At 63.7% G+C, this 19,647-nt stretch carries 15 protein-coding genes, 1 other RNA gene and 2 pseudogenes; 2 read left to right on the top strand and 16 right to left on the bottom strand.

Annotated elements, in window-relative coordinates; all coding sequences use genetic code 11:
• Position 1 precedes the first annotated feature (1 nt).
• The 9 genes and pseudogenes from ftsW to mraZ all read right to left on the bottom strand — a co-directional run bounded on the left by ftsW (position 2) and on the right by mraZ (position 10,178).
• Entirely contained in the window at positions 2 to 1,153 is a 1,152-nt protein-coding gene (ftsW, locus tag AC0V8S_RS17725) for a putative lipid II flippase FtsW (RefSeq protein ID WP_095202159.1), read from the bottom strand.
• Complete coding sequence (gene murD / locus AC0V8S_RS17720) at positions 1,153 to 2,553, bottom strand: UDP-N-acetylmuramoyl-L-alanine--D-glutamate ligase (RefSeq protein ID WP_475438535.1); 1,401 nt, start codon at positions 2,551 to 2,553, stop codon at positions 1,153 to 1,155. The genes ftsW and murD overlap by 1 nt, the downstream gene beginning before the upstream one ends.
• A gap of 10 nt (positions 2,554 to 2,563) precedes the next feature.
• Entirely contained in the window at positions 2,564 to 3,646 is a 1,083-nt protein-coding gene (gene mraY / locus AC0V8S_RS17715) for a phospho-N-acetylmuramoyl-pentapeptide-transferase (RefSeq protein ID WP_095202157.1), read from the bottom strand.
• A gap of 17 nt (positions 3,647 to 3,663) precedes the next feature.
• Positions 3,664 to 5,096 (bottom strand): annotated as a pseudogene (locus tag AC0V8S_RS17710) (UDP-N-acetylmuramoylalanyl-D-glutamyl-2,6-diaminopimelate--D-alanyl-D-alanine ligase).
• The gene (locus AC0V8S_RS17705) at positions 5,093 to 6,547 is read right to left on the bottom strand and encodes a UDP-N-acetylmuramoyl-L-alanyl-D-glutamate--2,6-diaminopimelate ligase (RefSeq protein ID WP_475438534.1); all 1,455 of its coding nucleotides are present in this window, start codon (positions 6,545 to 6,547) and stop codon (positions 5,093 to 5,095) included. Before AC0V8S_RS17705 ends, AC0V8S_RS17710 begins: the two are co-directional and overlap by 4 nt.
• A 54-nt stretch (positions 6,548 to 6,601) precedes the next feature.
• Positions 6,602 to 8,311 (bottom strand): peptidoglycan D,D-transpeptidase FtsI family protein, encoded by a 1,710-nt coding sequence (locus tag AC0V8S_RS17700; RefSeq protein ID WP_183460832.1) that lies wholly within the window; start codon positions 8,309 to 8,311, stop codon positions 6,602 to 6,604.
• Complete coding sequence (gene ftsL / locus AC0V8S_RS17695; RefSeq protein ID WP_475438648.1) at positions 8,308 to 8,667, bottom strand: cell division protein FtsL; 360 nt, start codon at positions 8,665 to 8,667, stop codon at positions 8,308 to 8,310. The genes AC0V8S_RS17700 and ftsL overlap by 4 nt, the downstream gene beginning before the upstream one ends.
• Before the next feature lie 48 nt (positions 8,668 to 8,715).
• Positions 8,716 to 9,723, bottom strand: a pseudogene (gene rsmH, locus AC0V8S_RS17690) (16S rRNA (cytosine(1402)-N(4))-methyltransferase RsmH); the annotation flags it as partial.
• Positions 9,720 to 10,178 carry a division/cell wall cluster transcriptional repressor MraZ gene (mraZ, locus tag AC0V8S_RS17685; protein ID WP_019859099.1) on the bottom strand — a complete coding sequence of 153 codons (459 nt, stop codon included), beginning with the start codon at positions 10,176 to 10,178 and terminating at the stop codon, positions 9,720 to 9,722. The pseudogene rsmH and the gene mraZ, both read right to left, overlap by 4 nt.
• 408 nt (positions 10,179 to 10,586) lie before the next feature.
• Here mraZ and AC0V8S_RS17680 point away from each other — a divergent pair, with 408 nt between their 5' ends.
• Positions 10,587 to 11,702: a cystathionine gamma-lyase gene (locus AC0V8S_RS17680; protein WP_475438533.1), complete on the top strand. Its 1,116-nt coding sequence runs from the start codon at positions 10,587 to 10,589 to the stop codon at positions 11,700 to 11,702.
• A gap of 9 nt (positions 11,703 to 11,711) precedes the next feature.
• On the opposite strand, the gene AC0V8S_RS17675 is transcribed toward AC0V8S_RS17680, so the two are convergent.
• The 7 genes from AC0V8S_RS17675 to AC0V8S_RS17645 form a co-directional block, all read right to left on the bottom strand.
• Positions 11,712 to 12,014 carry a type II toxin-antitoxin system RelE/ParE family toxin gene (locus tag AC0V8S_RS17675; RefSeq protein WP_475438532.1) on the bottom strand — a complete coding sequence of 101 codons (303 nt, stop codon included), beginning with the start codon at positions 12,012 to 12,014 and terminating at the stop codon, positions 11,712 to 11,714.
• Positions 12,011 to 12,286 (bottom strand): type II toxin-antitoxin system ParD family antitoxin, encoded by a 276-nt coding sequence (locus tag AC0V8S_RS17670; protein ID WP_095202150.1) that lies wholly within the window; start codon positions 12,284 to 12,286, stop codon positions 12,011 to 12,013. The genes AC0V8S_RS17675 and AC0V8S_RS17670 overlap by 4 nt, the downstream gene beginning before the upstream one ends.
• Positions 12,287 to 12,454: 168 nt before the next feature.
• Positions 12,455 to 12,854, bottom strand: an RNA gene (gene rnpB, locus AC0V8S_RS17665) — RNase P RNA component class A.
• Positions 12,855 to 12,931: 77 nt separating this feature from the next.
• The gene (locus AC0V8S_RS17660) at positions 12,932 to 13,633 is read right to left on the bottom strand and encodes a lytic transglycosylase domain-containing protein (protein ID WP_475438531.1); all 702 of its coding nucleotides are present in this window, start codon (positions 13,631 to 13,633) and stop codon (positions 12,932 to 12,934) included.
• Positions 13,634 to 13,843: 210 nt separating this feature from the next.
• Complete coding sequence (locus tag AC0V8S_RS17655) at positions 13,844 to 14,599, bottom strand: peptidoglycan recognition protein family protein (protein WP_475438530.1); 756 nt, start codon at positions 14,597 to 14,599, stop codon at positions 13,844 to 13,846.
• On the bottom strand, positions 14,596 to 15,315 hold the full coding sequence (locus tag AC0V8S_RS17650) for a J domain-containing protein (RefSeq protein ID WP_095202292.1): 720 nt from the start codon (positions 15,313 to 15,315) through the stop codon (positions 14,596 to 14,598). The genes AC0V8S_RS17655 and AC0V8S_RS17650 overlap by 4 nt, the downstream gene beginning before the upstream one ends.
• Positions 15,316 to 15,478: 163 nt before the next feature.
• The gene (locus tag AC0V8S_RS17645) at positions 15,479 to 15,691 is read right to left on the bottom strand and encodes a hypothetical protein (RefSeq protein WP_183460838.1); all 213 of its coding nucleotides are present in this window, start codon (positions 15,689 to 15,691) and stop codon (positions 15,479 to 15,481) included.
• 180 nt (positions 15,692 to 15,871) lie between these two features.
• On the opposite strand from AC0V8S_RS17645, the gene AC0V8S_RS17640 reads away from it, so the two are divergent.
• On the top strand, positions 15,872 to 19,624 hold the full coding sequence (locus AC0V8S_RS17640; RefSeq protein ID WP_475438647.1) for a hydantoinase B/oxoprolinase family protein: 3,753 nt from the start codon (positions 15,872 to 15,874) through the stop codon (positions 19,622 to 19,624).
• Positions 19,625 to 19,647: the final 23 nt, after the last annotated feature.

Here is a 19,647-nt window from a genome sequence, read left to right as displayed (position 1 = left end):
GTCACTCCGCCGGCATGGCGCGCTGCGGCATCGTAAAGCCCATTTGCTTGCGCTTTTCCGGCCGCTTGCGCGTCAGCGCCAGCACCATGCCCATCGAGATGGCGATGGCGATCTGCGAGGAGCCGCCATAGGAGATGAAGGGCAGCGTCATGCCCTTGGCCGGCACCAGCTGCAGGTTGACGCACATGTTGATGACGGCCTGCAGGCCGAACACGGTGACGAGGCCGCCTACCGCATAGCGGGTGAAATCGTCATGTTCCTTGAGCGCCGTGTTGAGGCCGCGCAGCACGATGAAGGCGAAGATCGACATGATGAAGAAGCACATGATCAGTCCGAACTCCTCGCCCGCGACCGAGAAGACGAAGTCGGCATGGCTGTCGGGGATGACCCGCTTGACCGTGCCCTCGCCCGGGCCGACGCCGAACCAGCCGCCATTGATCAGCGCGTCGCGTCCCATGTCGACCTGGAACGTATCGCCTTCGCCGGTGAGGAACTTGTCGATGCGCAAGGCAACGTGCGGAAACACCGTGTAGGCTGCAAAGACGCCGCCGACGCCGGCCGCACCCAAAACGATGATCCACAGCCAGGGCAACCCGGCCATGAAGAACATGATGCCCCAGGTGCCGGTCGTCAGCATGGTCTGGCCAAGGTCCGGCTGCGCCACCAGCAGCGACACGACCAGCACCAGCAGCAGCATGGCGAACAGATTGCCTGGAATGTCGGGCTGGCGCTTGTGCTCGGCGAACAGCCAGGCGCACATGATGACGAAGGCCGGCTTCAGGAACTCGGACGGCTGGATCGACAGGCCGGCCAGCGAGACCCAGCGCCGCGCACCTTTCACCTCGACGCCGACATAGAGCACCGCCACCATCAGCACCAGCATCAGGCACAGCATGATCAGCGACATGCGCCGGATCTGCCTGGAATCGAGGAAGGACACGGCCAGCATCACCCCGAGCGCCGGCACGGTGAAGATGATCTGCCTGGTGGCGAAGTGGAAACTGTCGAGGCCGATGCGCTCGGCGACCGCGGGACTGGCGGCGAAGGACAGCACGATGCCGAGGCCCATCAGCGACAGGAACGCCGCCAGGAACCAGCGATCGATCGTCCACCACCAGGTTGCGACAGGACTTTTATCGAGACGGCTCTGCATTATCGTGCCCCTCCGATGGGTTTGACGCCATCTATAGCGCTCGCAGCTTGCCTGAAGGCTTCGCCGCGAACTTCGAAATTCTTGAACTGGTCGAAACTGGCGCAGGCCGGCGACAACAGCACCACCACCTCGCCGCTGTCGTCCTTGGCCGCATCATGCGCGGCGTGCTCGACCGCCGCGGCCAGCGTGCCCGATATCTCGTAAGGCACCGCCTCGCCCAGCGTCGCCGAAAAGGCGGGGGCGGCCTCGCCGATCAGATAGGCCTTGGCGATGCGCGGGAAGAAGCCGCGCAGCGGCTCGATGCCGCCTTCCTTTGGCAGGCCGCCGGCGATCCAGTAGATGCGCGGAAAGCTCGACAGGGCGGGTGCGGCCGCATCGGCATTGGTCGCCTTGGAATCGTTGACGAACAGCACATGGTCCTTGCGGCCGACCTGCTCCATGCGGTGGGCAAGGCCCGGAAAACTTTCGAGCCCGGACTGGATTTCGCCGAGGTCGAGCCCGACCTTCAGGCACGCAGCGACCGCGGCAAGCGCGTTCTGCGCATTGTGCTGGCCGCGCAGCGACCCGATGCCTTCGAGGAAGGCGACCTTGCTGTAGCGGCCGTGTACGGCCTCCATCAGATTGGTGCCGTCGGCGAAGTAGCCGTCGGTCAGCGGCAGCCGCTTGGAAATGCGGATGACCTGCCGACCTGCCCGCTCCAGCCGCTCGGCGATCTGCGCGCACCAGGAATCGTCGATGCCGATGATCGCCGTCTCGCTGCCCGCCACCAGCCGCTCCTTGATCGAGGCGTAGTGCTGCATGGTGCCGTGGCGGTCGAGATGGTCCGGCGTCAGGTTGAGCAGGATGCCGGCCGTCGGATTGATCGAGGGCGCAAGGTCGATCTGGTAGGACGAGCACTCGACGACATAGTGGCGATCGGGCGTCGGCGGATCGAGCGTCATCACCGCGCGGCCGATATTGCCGCCCATCTGGGTGTCACGGCCTGCCGATTTGAGGATATGCGCCGTCAGCGCGGTTGTCGTCGATTTGCCGTTGGTGCCGGTGATGGCGATGAAAGGTGACGTCGGCGCCTGCAAAATCCGCTCGCGGCAGAAAAGTTCGATGTCGCCGATCACCTCGACGCCGGCACCCTTCGCCAGCTCCACCGTCCAATGCGGCTTGGGATGCGTCAGCGGCACGCCGGGTGACAGCACGAAGGCCGAGAATTTCGCCCAGTCCGCACCCCGCAGCTCGGCGGTGGCGATGCCGGTGGCGGCAGCCTTGGCGACGCTGTCGGGATTGTCGTCCCAGGCCAGCACGTCCGCGCCACCCTCGATCAATGCCCGCGCGGTCGCGATCCCAGAGCCACCGAGCCCGAAGAGCGAGACGTGCTTGCCTGCGAAGGATGCGGCGGGGATCAACGAGGTCTTCCTATCTGAGCTTCAGGGTGGAGAGGCCGACCAGCGCCAGGATGACGGCGATGATCCAGAAACGGATCACCACCTGGCTCTCGGTCCAGCCGAGTTTTTCGAAATGATGGTGGATCGGCGCCATCAGGAACACGCGCTTGCCGGTCATCTTGAAGTAGCCGACCTGGATGATGACCGAGAGGATCTCGACCACGAACAGGCCGCCGACGATCACCAGCACGATCTCGTGCTTGGTGGCGACCGCCACCGTGCCGATCAGGCCGCCCATGGCCAGCGAACCGGTGTCGCCCATGAAGATCGCCGCCGGCGGCGCATTGAACCAGAGGAAGCCGAGGCCGGCGCCGATCACCGAGCCGAGCACGACAGCCAGCTCGCCTGTGCCGGGGACGAAATGGATCTGCAGATATTCGGCGAATACCGCATTGCCCGAGAGATAGGCGATGACGCCGAAGGAGGCCGCCGCGATCATGATCGGCACGATCGCCAGTCCGTCGAGGCCATCGGTCAGGTTCACCGCATTGCCGGCGCCGACGATGACGAAGCAGGAGAACGGAATAAAGAACCAGCCGAGATTGACGATGAATTCCTTGGCAAAGGGGAATGTCAGCGACGACGAGAACGGTGCCTGGCCGTTATGCATGATCACCCAGGCGGCGATGCCGGCGATGATGAATTCGAGCCCCAGCCGCGCCTTGCCGGAGAAGCCGAGATGCGACTGCTTGGTCACCTTCAGATAGTCGTCATAGAAGCCGATCGAGCCGAAGCCCAGCGTCACCAGCAGCACCACCCAGACATAGATGCTCGACAGGTTCGCCCATAGAAGCGATGAGCCGATGATGCCGGACAGGATCATCAGCCCGCCCATGGTCGGCGTGCCGGCCTTCTTGAAATGCGTCTGCGGTCCGTCGGCGCGGATCGGCTGGCCCTTGCCTTGCCTGAGCCGCAGCGAATTGATGATGGTCGGCCCGAAGATGAAGACGATCAGCGCCGAGGTGATCAGCGCCCCGCCGGTGCGGAACGTGATGTAGCGGAAGACATTGAAGACCGAGATCTTGTCCGCGAAATCGACCAGCAGTGTAAACATGCGCTTTCGTCCCCCGACTAGGTCAGTTTGCTGGTTGTTGTTTCAGCCGGGTATTTGCCCAGCAGCGCATCGACCAGTTTTGCAAAACCGATGCCTTTCGACGATTTGATCATCACCGCGTCGCCCGGCTTCAGCGCGGCAAGCAGCACCGGCTTCAATTCCTCGACGCCGGCGCGGTATTCCGTCTTGATGTCTTCAGGCAGCGCTTCCGCCAGGGCCCGCATTTCCCGGCCGCCGAGAAAGACGGTCTGCGTGCCGGTGCCGACGATGAGATCGGCAAGGGCGGCATGCAGCTTGGCCGAATGCTCGCCGAGTTCCAGCATGTCGCCGAGCACGGCGATGCGGCGCCCCTCGCCCGTCACCGGCGTCGCGTTGAGCAGCGCCATAGCCGCCGCCATCGAGGCCGGATTGGCGTTGTAGCTCTCGTCGATCAGCGTGATAGGGCCGCCGGGATGCCGCAACACATGGCGCTTGCCACGACCGCGCTCGGCCGAGAGATCGTTCAGCGCGATTGCCACCTTGTCGAGATCGGCGCCAACCAGCTGCGCCGCGCCCAGAACCGCCAGCACGTTCTGCACCATGTGGCGACCGGGGGCCCCGATGCGGGCGATCATGTCATGGCCGCCGATCCGGGCGGCGATGTCGGAATGGTCTGCATACAATTCGCATTTGGTGAGCTTGAAGGTCGAGCGCGCATTCTCGCCGAAACCGTAGACATGCTCGACGCCGGCGGCATGCGCCATCTTGTCGAGCAGCTTGAAGCGCGCATCGTCGCGGTTGAGGACGGCGGCACCTTCGGGCTCCAGCCCCTCGAAAATCTCGGCCTTGGCCTTGGCGATCTCGTCCAGATTGCGGAAGAAACCGAGATGCGCCGCCGCGATGATGGTGACGATGGCGACATGCGGCCGCACCATCTTCACCAGCGGCCGGATTTCGTCGGGATGGTTCATGCCGATCTCGAAGACGGCATAGTCGCAATCGGCGGGCATGCGCGCCAGCGTCAGCGGCACGCCCCAATGATTGTTGAAGGACTGCGCCGATGCATGGACTTTGCCGACGGCCGACAGCACATGGCGCAGCGCTTCCTTGGTGGTGGTCTTGCCTGCCGAGCCGGTGACCGCGATGATCTTGGCCTGAGAGCGGGCGCGTGCCGCGACACCGAGCTTTTCCAGCGCGACCAGCACATCCTCGACGACGATGATCGGCGCGGTCAGCCGGCCAAGCGACGGCAGCTTGCCTTCCGCCACCACCAGCACGCCGGCACCGGCCTTGATGGCTGCGGTGGCGAAGTCATGACCGTCCATCACCTCGCCCTTGATGGCGAAGAAGGCGTCACCCGGCTGCAGGCTGCGGCTGTCGATCGAAATGCCCGATATGCCTTCGGGCATAGGCCGAGCGGCCGCCCGTCCATGGCGGCAACCAGCGCTTCGGAGGTCCACAGCAGACTCATGCGGCACGCTCCCGCAGCGCGGCGCGGACTTCCTCGTGATCGGAGAAATGCAGGGTTTCGGAGCCGATCGTCTGGCCTTCCTCGTGGCCCTTGCCGGCGACGATCAGCGTGTCTCCGGCATGAAGCATGCCGACAGCCTCGTGGATCGCCTTGCGTCGGTCGCCGATCTCGATGGCACCCGGGGCAGCGGCCAGAATGGCGGCGCGGATCGCCTCCGGCACTTCCGAGCGCGGATTGTCGTCGGTGACGATAACGACATCGGCAAGCCGGGTCGCGATCTCGCCCATGATCGGCCTTTTGCCCCGATCGCGGTCGCCGCCGCAGCCGAACACGACCATCACGCGGCCGGTGGTGAACGGCCGCACCGAGGCCAGCACATTTTCCAGCGCGTCGGGCTTGTGCGCGTAGTCGACATAGACCGGTGCGCCGCTGGCGGTGGTGCCGACGAGGTCGAGCCGACCCGGCGCGCCCTTCAGTTTCTCCAAGGACATCAAGGCTTTGGCGACAGGTGTTCCGGTGGAAATGGCGAGGCCCGCCGAAACCAGCGCGTTCGAAATCTGGAAATCGCCGGCCAGCGGCAGGTCGATTTCGTAAAGCACGCCCTCGGCCTCGACCTCAGCGCGCTGGCGGTGGCGTTCGTGCTCGACCCGCTTCAGCGTAAGGAAGGCGCCATGTCGGCCAACCGTCAGCACATTGAGCCCGGCAGCCTGTGCCGCCTGGATGGTCGGCGCCGACCACGGATCGTCGGCGAAGATCACCGCGGGCGCGCCTTTCGGCAGCAGCGTGTCGAACAGGCGCAATTTGGCGTGGTGGTAATCCTCGACCGTCGGATGGTAATCCATATGGTCGCGGCCAAGATTGGTGAAGCCGCCGGCGGCGAGCTTCACACCGTCGAGACGGCGCTGGTCGAGCCCATGACTGGAAGCTTCCATTGAGGCATGGGCTACGCCGGCATCGGCCAATTCCCGCAGCAACTGGTGCAGCGCCACCGGATCGGGCGTAGTCAGCGAGCCATACTCGTTACGGCCTGGCGCGACCACACCAGTGGTGCCGATCGAAGCCGCGGCATAGCCCGCCTGCTCCCAGATCTGCCTGGTGAAGGCGGCGACCGAGGTCTTGCCGCTGGTGCCGGTGACCGCGACCATGGTCTGCGGTTGCCTGCCGAAATAGCGGGAAGCACTCAGCGCCAGCGCCAGGCGCGGATCATCGACCGCCAGCACCGGAACCGGCAGTCCGGCGACGGAACTGCCTTTGCTTGTCACGATCGCCAGCGCGCCACGCCTGGCCGCATCGGCAGCGTAGGCCGCACCGTCCGCCTTGGTGCCGGCGAGCGCAAAAAAGACGACGCCCGGTTTTACCTGGCGGGAATCGGACGAAATCCCGGTAACCTCCAGATCGGCGGAAGCTGTTCCTTCGACTGGCAGGACACCGGCTAGATCTCTGAGCTTCATCGAGTTCCGTTCACCGCAACAAAATAGCGCGCAGTTACCGGCGCGCCCTAAGAATCACTGATAGGAAACCAGCGTTGCACCATTTTCATGGCTGAAATCTGGCTTCACGCCAAGCATGGCCGCCGAACGCCTGATGATATTGCCGGCCATGACCCCAGCATTCGAGGCCGCGACGTCCGTCATGCCAGGCTTTTCCGGGTGCGGGGCGTCGGCAATCGTAAACACCAGGTATTGTGGATCGTCCATCGGGAAAGCGGCGACAAACGTATTGAAATTCAATTCCTTCGAGTAGCGGCCGTTGATGACCTTCTCGGCCGTTCCGGTCTTGCCGCCAACGCGGTAGCCGGGGACCCTGGCGTTTCTGGCCGAACCCTTCTCGGCGTTGAGCGAATAGAGGTAGCGCATGCCCTCGACCGTCTTTTCGCTGACAACTTTCTTGGCCATCGCCATCGCTTCCTCCTGCGTGCGCACCAGGAAGGTCGGATTCATCAGATAGCCGCCATTCATCAGCGCCGCGCAACCGACAGCCGCTTGCAACGGCGTCGTCGACACGCCGTGGCCGAAGGCGATGGTGAACGAATTGACCTGTTTCCAGACCTTCGGTTCGGTCGGGCGGGCGACTTCCGGCAGTTCGGTCTGCATCCTTTCCAAGATGCCAAGGCGATGCAGGAATTCCCGGTGCCCTTCGATGCCGACCAGCTCGGCCTCGCGAGCCGATCCGATGTTGGACGAATAGAGGAAAACCTCCGGCAGCGACAGCACACGGTTCTTGCCGTGGAAATCGTGAATGGCCTGATGGCCGACCCGGATTGGATGCGAAGCGTCGAAACGACTGTTCATCGTCGCCTTGCCGGAATCGAGCGCCATGGCCGAGGTGAAGCTCTTGAAGGTCGAGCCCATCTCATAGAGCCCCGCCGACATCCGGTTCAGCCGGTCCTTTTCCTGTGCATTGTAAGGATTGTTCGGATCGAAATCCGGCACCGAGGCCATGGCCACCACTTCGCCGGTCTTGACGTTGAGCACGACGGCGCCGGCGCCGATCGCGCGGTAGCGCTCCAGGCCGGCGGCGATCTCGTCGCGCACCACATGCTGGATGCGCAGATCGATCGAAAGCTTCACCGGCTTGAGATCCTTGGCCACCGCCAGGCCCGACGCCTGCAGGTCGCTCAGGCCCTGCTCATCGATGTATTTCTCCATGCCGGAGATGCCCTGATTGTCGATGTTGGTCAGGCCGACAATGTAGGACGAGGTTTCGCCGCTCGGATAGAAACGGCGCTTCTCCGTGCGGAAACCGAAACCGGGAATGCCGAGCTGCATGATGTCGGCCTGCTGCTTGGGCGTCAGCTGCCGTTGCAGCCAGACGAAGCCGGCGCCGCTCTTGAGCTTGTGGTAGGTTTGCTCGTAATCGATCTCGGGCAGCACGGTCGACAGCTTCTCGATCGCCTCGTCGGCATCGACGATGCGGCGCGGCTCGGCAAACAGCGACGCCGTCTTGATGTCGGTTGCCAGCACCTCGCCATTGCGGTCGACAATGTCGGGCCGCGAGGCGGTGATCCGGCTCTGCGGGCCGCCCGACAGGTCAGGCGTCTGGAAGCCGAGATAGACCAGACGCCCCGAAATGGTCGAGAAGATGCCGAAGAACACCGCCATCGTCATCACGATGCGCGCCTTGCCCTTGCCGCCTGTCGCCTTGCGGGCGCCCTCGACGACGATAGAACCGTCTTCACCCGTCCTGGCGCGGCGCTTCAGCAGTTTGCCGATCATTGGGCGATGTCTCCGGTCACGACGGGATCCTTGTCGCCGGACGGCGCCTTGTCGGAACTGTCGGCCATGCTGTCCTGGCGCCCCTTCAGGATGTCCTGAATGTCCAGGGCCTTGGCCGGCAGATCGCTCAAGCCGACGATCTGGCGTGCGCTGACCGGCTCGAGTGCGAGCTGCGACTTGTACAGCTCGGCGAGCTTCTGCAGCCGCGACGGCTGGGTGAGCAGGCTCCAGTCAGCCTTGAGCAGGTCGATCGTCTCCTCCTCATAGCGTATCTGGTTATGGATCTTCTGCACCGCCGCCAACTGGTCCTCGGCCTCGCGCTTGGTCTTGTAGGTCAGGGCCGCCGCCGAAACCATGACGGCGATCAGGACAATGTCGCTGGTACGGAACACGTGCTTACCTCTCCCCGGCAGGTTGATGCCGGGAAGCTTTGGAAGGCCGAAAATTGAAAAGTCGCCGCCGCGCGCACGCGCATCGGTGCGGATCGCCGCGCGCAGCCTGGCCGAGCGGGCGCGCGGATTGGCCGCGACCTCGGCATCATCAGCCGTCACGCCGCCACCGGCCTTGCGGAAGGTTGCGGTGCGCGCATGCGCCTCGGGCAGATGACGTGAGCCGGTGGCGACATCGGCCCGGTCGGCGATGAAACGCTTGACGATGCGGTCTTCCAGCGAATGGAACGTCACCACCACCAGGCGCCCGCCGGGCTTCAATGCGCGTTCAGCCGCAAACAGCGCTTTGGCCAGTTCGCCGAGCTCGTCATTGACGTAGATGCGCAGCGCCTGGAAGACGCGGGTCGCCGGATGGATCTTGTCCTTCGGCGCGCGACCGATATGCGTCTCGATGGCGTCGGCGAGTTCCAGCGTGCGCTCGAACGGCCGCTTTTCCCGGCGCGCCTCGATCATGCGGGCGATGCGACCGGCGTGACGCTCCTCGCCGAGGAAACCGAAGATACGGGCAAGGTCCCCGGGTTTGAAGCTGTTGACGACATCGGCGGCGGTGAGCCCCGCCTGCGCCATGCGCATGTCGAGCGGCCCGTCGGCGCGGAAGGAAAAGCCGCGCGCGGCCTGGTCGAGTTGCATGGAGGACACGCCAATGTCGAGCACGACGCCGTCGGCGTTCTCGACATGTTCATCGAGCGTCGAGAACGGCGCCTGCACCAGCCTCAGCCGGCCGCCTGACTGCGCTTCCAGATCGCGCCCGGCAGCGATGGCATCGGGATCGCGGTCGATGGCGACGACCGAAGCGCCGGTCGCCAGAATGGCCTTAGTGTAGCCGCCGGCGCCGAACGTACCGTCGATGATGATGTCGCCCTCCGCCGGCGCCAGTGCCTCGAGCACTTCGCCAAGGAGGACCGGAATGTGGCGGACCGATCCGCCAACGGCGTGGATGTCATCGCCGTGGCCCACCGTCATTCCGGTCGCTCCCCAGGCTTCGTCCCCTGCCGAAGCTGCAAAAGCCTGGCCCGCGCCTGCGCCCCATAGGCCGCAAGCCGTCCCGGCTCCCAGATCTGAAAAAAATTGCCGCGCCCGACAAAGGCCACCTCCGCCGAGATGCCGGTGTGTTCGCGGATGAAATCGCTCATGGTGATACGGCCGTCCTGATCGAGTTTCAGGAACGCTCCATCGCCATGGCAGAAGAACGACATGTCGTCCGCCGTCTGCAGGAAGGGATCTTCCTGCGCGATGCGCTGTTCGTAGCGATCGAGCAGGTCGAGCCCGCCGACATCCATCGCCGGCAGGTCCAGGCAGCGCAGTGCATAGAGCTCCGAATAGCCGCGCTTCTGCACGACGGCGCGGAAATGCGCCGGAACGGACACCCGCCCCTTCGCATCGATCCTGCTCACCGTGTTCGACAGAAACCGGTCCATCACGCGTTACAGCCGCTTGCGCCGCCGCACCCCTTTTCATTGTATCGCACGCGCCACTGCCGCGCGTTCCCTGCCCCGTATCAGCCTCGCCCACACGGGCAAAAACCGGCAAACGCGCAGCCGCCGCGGCTGCCCGATTGGCGTACGCTTTACCCTGACGCGGAACGAAGGCTTTGATGTCTTGATGGGATATCATGGGGCACTATGGGCGTCAACGGGAATGGGCTTCACAAACACGCGCAGCGCGACCAATCCGAGCAGCCGTTACGGCACGTCTCGTCTTTATGGATCATTAAGCCTAACGAAGCGTTTAGAGCCCTCTGGCCCAAAAGACTTGGGCTTGCCGCAAATCACCCGCCCGCATAGCGTCGAGCGACGTCTTCCGCCCAGATAACAAGGATCGAGCTCATGTCCGAGACGGCAAAGTCACGCGCCGCCGAACTGTCCCATTTGCGCAGCCGCGATTTCGCCGCTGGCGATCCGATCCCCTTGCCGCTGACCATGGCTTCGATCTTTCACACGCCCGGCGTCGAGACCGGGGTCGATCAATATGGCCGCTACGACAACCCGACATGGCGCGCCGTGGAACACGTGCTCGGCCATCTGGAAGATGCGCAAGGTGTGAGTTTTCCCTCTGGAATGGCCGCGATTTCGTCGGTGTTTTTCGCGCTGCTGAAATCGGGCGATCGCGTGCTTCTGCCGGCGGATGGTTATCACGCCACGCGCGCGATGGCCGAACGCTTCCTGAAGCCGCTCGGCATAGTTTGCGACACCAGGCCGACGCCGACTTTCCTTGACGGCGGCTTCGAAGGCTATTCGCTGGTTTTCGTGGAAACCCCGTCCAACCCGCGGCTGGACATCTGCGACATCTCGGCGATCGCCAAGGCTGTCCACGAGCAAGGCGGGATCCTTGTCGTCGACAACACGACGATGACGCCCTTCGGCCAGCGTCCGCTCGACTTCGGCGCCGATATCGTCGTCTCCGCCGACACCAAGGCGGTCAACGGCCACTCGGACGTGCTGTTCGGCCATGTCGCCAGCCGCAACGCCGACATCATCACCAAGGTGACGGACTGGCGCGCAATGGCCGGTGGCATTCCCGGTCCGTTCGAGGCCTGGCTTGTGCATCGCGGCCTCGAAACACTGGAGGTGCGCTTCGACCGCATGTGCTCGTCGGCCGAGGCGATCGCGCAACGGCTGAAGGGACATCGCGCGGTCAGTGGCCTGCGTTTTCCCGGCCTGAATGGCGATCCGTCACACAACCTTGCCCGCGCCCAGATGGAGCGCTTCGGCTTCCTCATCTCCTTCGAACTCGCCTCGGAGGATAAGGCCGAGGATTTCATCAACAATTGCCAACTGATTGAGGCCGCGACCTCCTTCGGCGGCGTCCACACTTCGGCCGAGCGGCGTTCGAAGCGAGGCGATGCGGTGCCGCCAGGCTTTGTCCGCCTGTCGATCGGCTGTGAACCGGTGGAAGAACTCTGGAAGGCCATCGAGATGTCGCTGGACAGGATCAGCGGCTGACCGAACCGGTCACGAGCCGACATCCTCAGCTTCGATGTTGCGATGCCCATGCAGCACGCGAAGAATTTCGATTACGTCGTCGTTGACACGATACAAAGTGAGATAGTCGCCAACGACCAGATGACGGATGCCGGGCGCGATGTCGTCGCGCGGCGCGCCTGAGAAGGGAAAGGAAGCCAGTTGCTGCCACCGCGCCTCGAAGCGGTCGAGCAACCGGTCGGCTGCAGCCTCGCTATCGCGGGCAATATGTTGCCAAATCGCGATCAAATCTTCTTCTGCGCGTGCGTTCCGGACGATGGGCAGCAGATTCATGCTGCGCCGTCAGATCGCAAGCGCCTCCGTGCCTCGGCTTTGATTTCATCCATCGATGCAAATCGCCCCGGCCCGCTATCGATGCCTTCCTGCACCAGCTTGCGCAACTCCTCGATCGTATAACCGAAGAGATCGCGGCGGTCCTTCCATTGCCGCAGCGCATCGCGGATGACTTCGCTCGCCGAGGCGTACTCCCCTGCAGCGACCACATCGTCCACCGCTTGCGCCAGTTCCGGCGACAGCGTGATGCTGCGTTTGTCGACCTGTCCCATGATAGGCTCCCGATACCGTTCTCGAACCATGGTACGATTTAATCGCACCAGCTTCAAGCGACGGCCGAGCCTGGCTCTTATGGGCAAACGGATGAAAGACTTGAATCGACAGGCGCACCCGAGGGCGCAACCTGCTGATCTCAAAGGATTTCTCTTTTCGAGGGCGAAACTGCCAGCTGGCCTATAAGCCGGGTTCTGTATGGCCCTCGCCCCTTGCGGGACGAGAACGTGGCGGCCATTCATCTTGGGCGCATGTTGCCATGCGCCTCACGCAACCTACCCGGACGGTGAGCCGGAAACAGCCCTCGAGGGTTGCCCCTCGCACCGCCCCTATTCGGTTTTGCTCCCGGTGGGGTTTACCGTGCCGCTTCTGTTGCCAGTCGCGCGGTGGGCTCTTACCCCACCCTTTCACCCTTACCCCGACAAAGTCGTGGCGGTTTGCTTTCTGTGGCACTTTCCCTGGGGTCGCCCCCGCCGGCCATTAACCGGCACCGTGTCTCCATGGAGCCCGGACTTTCCTCACTCGCGGCCTTTCGGCGTTTGCGAGTGCGGCCGCCCAGCCAGCTGGCACGGCGTATAAAGGGGTTCAGCCGGGAAAACGCAAACGAAAAAGCCGGCTTGTCCGCCGGCTCTCGCAACTTGTAATCAAAGTGCCGCCATCTGAACCTTGACCTTGCTGCAATAGGCGGCCGAGATCGGGTTCATCCGCGTCGCGGCATGGCCGGCATTGTATTTCAAGATCGTGCCACAGGTGGTGCCACCGCCAAGGTTTTGCGCCAAAGCGAGATACTTCATGCCGTATTTGATGTTGGTATCGGGATCGAACAGCCCCTTGGCCGAACCGTTGTATCCCATCATACGCGCCGTCGCCGGCTTGATCTGCATCAGGCCGATCTCGCCGGCGCTGCCGACCATGTTCGGCCGGTAGTTACTCTCGATCGTGATGACGGCCTGGGCCAGCGACACCGGAACGCCGTAGCTCGCCGCATAGCGGGCGACGATCGCGGAGTACTGGCCGCTGCTGGCCACCGCTGCCGTCGACGCCGCGACATTCCTGAGGCCGATCGATGCCGTCGTCGTCATGTCGATGGTTTTGCGGCCGCGCTTGGCCTTGGCGGCGGATTTCTTCGCCTTGGCCCAACTGGCCTTTTCCACCTTCGCGGAAGCCTGCTTCGCCGTTGCCTTCACACTCCTGCTGCTTTTGGCCGAAATGGCCTTGCCCTTGGCGGTCGCCACGACGAGCCCCTGATCGGCCCGCGGGCTTACCGGCGCGGCGTCGGCCGCGTTGATGGCAAAAGTCATTACGCCGGCAGCAAGAGCTGCCGTTACAACGGTCAATTTCTGCATGTGATCCTGTTCTGTCTGGACCACGCGAAGATGTTCGCGCGGCGCTGCTTGATTAATATCGGAACATCCGGGGGCTAGACGTCCGACAAACTGTACGAATTGCCCTTTGAAGCCCGAATTGGCGCCAATGAAGGCGGGGCAAGTCACTTTGAGTGACAGTTTGTAACCTGACAGAGGAAAAGATTACTTGGGCAGCGCCTTGCCCCTGGGTCAGCGGCCCATGGAAGCAAGCAATTTTTGCAGCGTGCGCATGGTCGAGCCGTCGGCCAGCCCGTCGACCAGGCGTGGCCGGAAATGCCGTTGGAAGGCCTCGACGACAATCCGTGTCTGATGGTCGAAAACACCCGATATCTCGACGCCATAGCCATAGAGCACCAGCATCGACTGCAGTGCTTCGACATCGGCACCGCTGTCACCTGGCTTCAGCGCAGTCCCGCGCCTGATGGGTGCGGCCGGCACGAGATGGCCGACACCGGCCTTGAACAGGGCGGCCCAAGGGAACTTCTCGCCCGGATCGATCTTGCGCCCCGGCGCCACGTCGGAATGCGCCAGCACCCGCATGGCGGGGATCGCATGCCGCGCGGCAATCCCCTTGCACAGGCCGATGACCGCCTCGATCTGGCGCCGGGGAAACTCGGGATAGCCCAGCGAATGGCCAGGATTGACGATCTCGATGCCGACCGAGCAGGAATTGATGTCCGTGCGTCCGAACCAGGAACTCTTGCCGGCGTGCCAGGCGCGGTCGCTCTCCCGGACCATCTGCACGATGGGGCCGTTCTCATGGACGAGATAGTGTGATGAAACCTCGCTCGCCGGATCGCACAGCCACGCCTCCGCCCCGGCCCCAGTCGCCATGCCGGTATAGTGCAGCACGATCATGTCGGGCTTCAGCGTATCGCGCCTTGGCCCGAAATTCGGCGACACCCTGACCTCGGCACCAGGCTCGTCGGGCAGGAAGCCGCTCATACGTGCCGCAGGCCCCGCTCGATCATCTCATAGGCGGCGTTGATCGCCGCGACCCTGGTCGTCGCGATCTTGATGAATTCCTGCGGCAGGCCGCGCGCGATCAGCCGGTCGGGGTGATTGTCGGACACCAGCTTGCGGTACCGCTTCCTGACCTCCTCGAACGGCTTGCCGCGCTCGATGCCGAGCACCACATAGGGGTCGCCGGCGCCAAGATTGACGTGCCGGGCCAGGATCGATTCGTAATGCGCCTCGTCGATGCGGAAGATCTCGGCGATACGATGCAGGAAGATGCCTTCGCGTTCATGCACCAGCCCGTCGGCCTTGGCGATGTGGAACAGGCCGTCGAGTATGTCTTCCAGCATCACGCAATTGGAATGCCCGGAGCCGCACAGCTGCGCCATGCGCTCGGCATAAGTTTCGAAACCGGCCACGTCACGTTGGGCGAGATCGAACAGACGCGCAACGTTGCGCGTCTCCTTCGGCGGCACTTCGAATATTTCCTGGAAGGCACGCACCTCATCCTGGGTGACGATACCGTCGGCCTTGGCCATCTTGGCCGACAGCGCGATCATCGCCACCGAAAAGGCGACGCGGCGGCGCAGGTCGGCATCGCCGGAGAACACTGTGCGCACGGCCTCGACAACGTCGGCAACACCCGACGTCGCTGAAGACGATACCCGTGTGATAAACTCGCCGAGGCGGTCCCAAATCGACATGGCCCGCTTCATAGAGCCAACCGGTCCCCGCTATCAAGCCAATAACGGCCTCTGTCAGGTCGGTGAACCAGAGGCACCTTGTCGGTCCCGGTGGCTGCCTTTGCAAGAAAAGGCCGGCGAGACGCCGGCCCTTCCTCCCAAGACACTTGTACTGCTGTACCAACTACTGCGCGGGCGCAGGAGCGGGCGTTGCCGGAGCCGGCTCGGCAGGCTTAGTCGAATTGTCGGCAGGGGCCGCAGGCTTCATCGGCTGCTCCGCGGCCGGCGGATTGGTGCTCTGCGTGGTGGTGGTGTCAGTGCCCTTGCCGCTGTCGCTGCAGGCTGCGACGCCCAGCAGGGCAAGGACGGACACAGAAGCTAGAATGAGCTTTTTCATAATATCTCTCCTTCAATACACGCTCAAAATGCGGTGAGCGCTCGGATAAACAATGCACCACGCGGCTATGAGTTTCGTAACGTTGCGTTTCCGCGTGTAACATCAACGGGATGCGTTGCTGCCGGCGATTTGGCGCATTAACAACGAAAGCTGGAAACGAAAATGCCGGAGACTAAAGCCATGGCCGCGAAATGGGATTTCTGGATCGATCGCGGCGGCACGTTCACCGACGTCATCGGCCGTGACCCGCAAGGCGGGCTGCATCCGCGCAAGCTGCTTTCGGAGAATCCCGAAGCCTATGCCGATGCCGCCATCCAGGGCATCCGCGATCTGCTCGGCGTCGAACCTGGCGTCGCCATCCCGTCCGGCCTGATCGGCGACATCAAGATGGGCACCACTGTGGCCACCAACGCGCTTCTGGAGCGCAAGGGCGACCGCGTGCTCCTGCTCATCACCAAGGGCTTCCGCGATGCGCTCAGGATCGCCTACCAGGCGCGTCCCGACATTTTCGCCAAGGAGATCATCCTTCCCGAGCAGCTCTATGAACGCGTCATCGAAATCGACGAGCGCGTGCTCGCCGATGGCTCCGTCGAACGGCTGCTCGACATCGCCGCGTGCCGGCCGGCGATCGAGCAGGCGAAGGCCGACGGCATCGATGCCGTGGCAATCGTCTTCATGCATGCCTGGAAATATCCCGACCACGAGAAGGCGGTGGCAAAGGTCTGCCGCAAGATCGGCTTCGCCCAAGTCTCGGTCGGCCACGAGGTCTCGCCGCTGATCAAGCTGGTCGGCCGCGGCGACACCACCGTGGTCGACGCCTATCTCTCGCCCATCCTGTCGCGGTATGTGCAAAGGGTGGCGGGAGAACTGGGTGCGGCGCGCGAGAGCGATCAAACCCCTCGCCTCATGTTCATGATGTCCTCGGGCGGACTCACCGCCGCCGACATGTTCCAGGGCAAGGACGCGTTGCTGTCGGGTCCGGCCGGCGGTGTCGTCGGCATGGTCGAGACGGCGAAGCTCGCCGGCTTCGAAAAAGTCATCGGCTTCGACATGGGCGGCACCTCCACCGACGTCGCCCACTATGACGGCGAGTATGAGCGCGCCTTCGACACCGAAGTCGCCGGCGTGCGCGTCCGCGCGCCGATGATGCGCATCCACACCGTTGCCGCCGGCGGCGGCTCGATCCTGCATTACGAGGCCGGCCGTTTTCGCGCCGGACCGGACTCCGCCGGCGCCAATCCCGGTCCCGCCGCCTACCGGCGCGGCGGACCGCTGGCCGTCACCGACGCCAATGTCATGCTCGGCAAACTGCAGCCCGATTTCTTCCCGGCGATCTTCGGCCCCGGCCAGAACCAGCCGCTCGACGTCGAGACGGTTCGCGCGAAATTCGCGACCCTGGCCGACCAGATCGGCGACGGCCGCTCGCCCGAAGCGGTTGCCGAGGGCTTCGTCACCATCGCCGTCGAGAACATGGCCAACGCCATCAAGAAGATCTCCGTGCAGCGCGGCTACGACGTCACCGAATATCTGCTCAACTGCTTCGGCGGTGCCGGCGGCCAGCACGCCTGCCTGGTCGCCGACGCGCTCGGCATGGAAGCGGTGCTGATCCACCCCTTCTCCGGCCTGCTTTCGGCGTACGGCATCGGCCTGGCTTCGGTCTTTGCCTCGCGCCAGCAGGCGCTGCTCAGGCCGCTCGCAGAGGAATCCAGAACCGAGATCGGCAGCCTCATCGCCATCTTGAAAAAGGCTGTCATTGCCGAGCTGGCAGCGCAAGGCATCGCCGAGGACGCGGTTGCCACCAAGCCCGTGCTGCACATCCGCTACGACGGCACCGACACGACGCTGCCGGTGAATTTCGAGAGTGACTCGATTTTCCAGGCAAAGCGCGATTTCGAAATCGCCCACAAGGCACAATTCGGCTTTGTCTATGACGACAAGCCGATGATCGTCGAGACGGTCGGCGTCGAGGGCGCAGAAATCGGCGAAAGCAGCGCCGAAGCCTATGCGCCCGCCGGACCTGCAAGGGTTGAAGCGGGCGCTTCCGGGACGCGGCGCATCTACACCGAAGGCCGGTGGCATGAAGCCGGCATCCATCGTCGCGAAAACCTGCGCCCATCCAATCTGGTCGCAGGCCCCGCCCTCATCATCGAACCGAACCAGACCATCGTCGTCGAGCCAGGCTGGCAGGCCGAAATCACCAACCTCAACCACGTCGTGATCCGCCGCACGGAACGGAAAGCGCGCGCCGCCGCCCTTGGCACAAACGCCGATCCGGTGATGCTGGAGGTCTTCAACAACCTGTTCATGTCGATCGCCGAACAGATGGGTGTCACGTTGCAGAACACCGCCTATTCCGTCAACATCAAGGAAAGGCTGGATTTTTCCTGCGCCGTCTTCGACCACACCGGGGCGCTGGTCGCGAACGCACCGCACATGCCGGTGCACCTCGGCTCGATGGACCGCTCGGTCGAAACCATCATCCGGCTGAATTCCGGCGACATCCACCCCGGCGACGTCTTTGCCTTGAACGCACCTTACAATGGCGGCACGCATTTGCCCGACATTACCGTGGTGACGCCAGTCTTTTCCCTCCCCCTTGAGGGGAGGGTGGCTGCGCAGCGGCCGGGCGGGGTCCTCTCAGAAGGCACCGCAAGAGCGCCGAGCCCGGTCGATCCGACCCCCTCCGGCGGCTTCGCCGCCACCTCCCCCTCAAGGGGGGAGGAAATTCTCTTCTACGTTGCCTCGCGCGGCCATCACGCCGATATTGGCGGCACCGCCCCTGGCTCGATGACGCCGCTCGCCACCACGGTCGACGAAGAAGGCGTGCTGTTCGACAATTTCCGCATCGTCGACCGCGGAAAATTCCGCGAAAAAGAGCTGCATGCGCTGCTCACCGACCATCGTTACCCCGCCCGCAACCCGCATCAGAACATCGCCGACCTCAAGGCGCAGATCGCCGCCAATGAGAAAGGCGTCGCCGAGCTGCGCAAGATGGTCGCGCATTTCGGCCTCGATGTCGTCGAGGCCTATATGGGTCACGTCCAGGACAATGCGGCCGAAAGCGTGCGGCGGGTGATCGAGCGGCTGCCGGACACGTCGGCCTATGAATATCCCACCGACACCGGCCAGGTGATCAAGGTGAAGATATCGGTCGACCGGCAAAAGCGCGAGGCGACGGTCGACTTCACCGGGACGTCACCTGTCATGAAGAACAATTTCAACGCGCCGGAACCCGTTGCCCGCGCCGCGGTCCTCTATGCTTTCCGCGTCATGGTCGAGGACATGATCCCGATGAATGCCGGGTGTCTCAGGCCGATCAACATCGTCATTCCCGACGGCTGCATGCTGAAGCCCGCCTACCCTGCCGCCGTCGTTGCCGGCAATGTCGAGACCTCGCAGCATGTCACCAACGCGCTGTTCGGCGCCATGGGCGCCATGGCCAATGCGCAGGGAACGATGAACAACCTCACCTTCGGCAACAAGAAATACCAGTACTACGAGACGATCTGCTCCGGCTCGCCCGCTGGACACATGAATTCCGGCCGCGGCTTTGCCGGCACCTCGGGCGTGCACACCCACATGACGAATTCGCGCCTCACCGATCCCGAAGTGCTGGAACTGCGTTTTCCCGTGGTGCTGGAGGATTTCCACATCCGGCAGGGCTCCGGCGGCAAGGGCAAATGGAGCGCCGGCGACGGCACCAAACGCACCATCCGTTTCCTCGAGAAGATGGAATGCGCGATCCTGTCCTCGCACCGCAACCGTCCCCCGCAAGGGCTGGACGGAGGTGGCGACGGCAAGGTCGGCTCGACCAAGGTCCGTCGTAACGATGGCACGATCGACGTGCTGGAGGCCTGCGACCAGACGGTGCTCGAGGCCGGCGAGGCTGTTGTCCTGACGACGCCGACGCCTGGCGGGTTTGGCACGCTGTAAAGAACACGTCAACAGGCTGTCAC

This window comes from Mesorhizobium oxytropidicola (genome assembly GCF_056174625.1).
This window is presented reverse-complemented; position numbering and strand designations above follow the sequence as displayed.

Bases quoted from the DNA above. Each gene is read 5' to 3' on its own strand.
- ftsW (WP_095202159.1), bottom strand. From the start codon at position 1,153: ATGCAGAGCCGTCTCGATAAAAGTCCTGTCGCAACCTGGTGGTGGACG.
- mraY (WP_095202157.1), bottom strand. From the start codon at position 3,646: ATGTTTACACTGCTGGTCGATTTCGCGGACAAGATCTCGGTCTTCAAT.
- AC0V8S_RS17705 (WP_475438534.1), bottom strand. From the start codon at position 6,547: ATGAAGCTCAGAGATCTAGCCGGTGTCCTGCCAGTCGAAGGAACAGCT.
- AC0V8S_RS17700 (WP_183460832.1), bottom strand. From the start codon at position 8,311: ATGATCGGCAAACTGCTGAAGCGCCGCGCCAGGACGGGTGAAGACGGT.
- ftsL (WP_475438648.1), bottom strand. From the start codon at position 8,667: ATGGTTTCGGCGGCGGCCCTGACCTACAAGACCAAGCGCGAGGCCGAG.
- mraZ (WP_019859099.1), bottom strand. From the start codon at position 10,178: ATGGACCGGTTTCTGTCGAACACGGTGAGCAGGATCGATGCGAAGGGG.
- AC0V8S_RS17680 (WP_475438533.1), top strand. From the start codon at position 10,587: ATGTCCGAGACGGCAAAGTCACGCGCCGCCGAACTGTCCCATTTGCGC.
- AC0V8S_RS17675 (WP_475438532.1), bottom strand. From the start codon at position 12,014: ATGAATCTGCTGCCCATCGTCCGGAACGCACGCGCAGAAGAAGATTTG.
- AC0V8S_RS17670 (WP_095202150.1), bottom strand. From the start codon at position 12,286: ATGGGACAGGTCGACAAACGCAGCATCACGCTGTCGCCGGAACTGGCG.
- AC0V8S_RS17660 (WP_475438531.1), bottom strand. From the start codon at position 13,633: ATGCAGAAATTGACCGTTGTAACGGCAGCTCTTGCTGCCGGCGTAATG.
- AC0V8S_RS17655 (WP_475438530.1), bottom strand. From the start codon at position 14,599: ATGAGCGGCTTCCTGCCCGACGAGCCTGGTGCCGAGGTCAGGGTGTCG.
- AC0V8S_RS17650 (WP_095202292.1), bottom strand. From the start codon at position 15,315: ATGTCGATTTGGGACCGCCTCGGCGAGTTTATCACACGGGTATCGTCT.
- AC0V8S_RS17645 (WP_183460838.1), bottom strand. From the start codon at position 15,691: ATGAAAAAGCTCATTCTAGCTTCTGTGTCCGTCCTTGCCCTGCTGGGC.
- AC0V8S_RS17640 (WP_475438647.1), top strand. From the start codon at position 15,872: ATGGCCGCGAAATGGGATTTCTGGATCGATCGCGGCGGCACGTTCACC.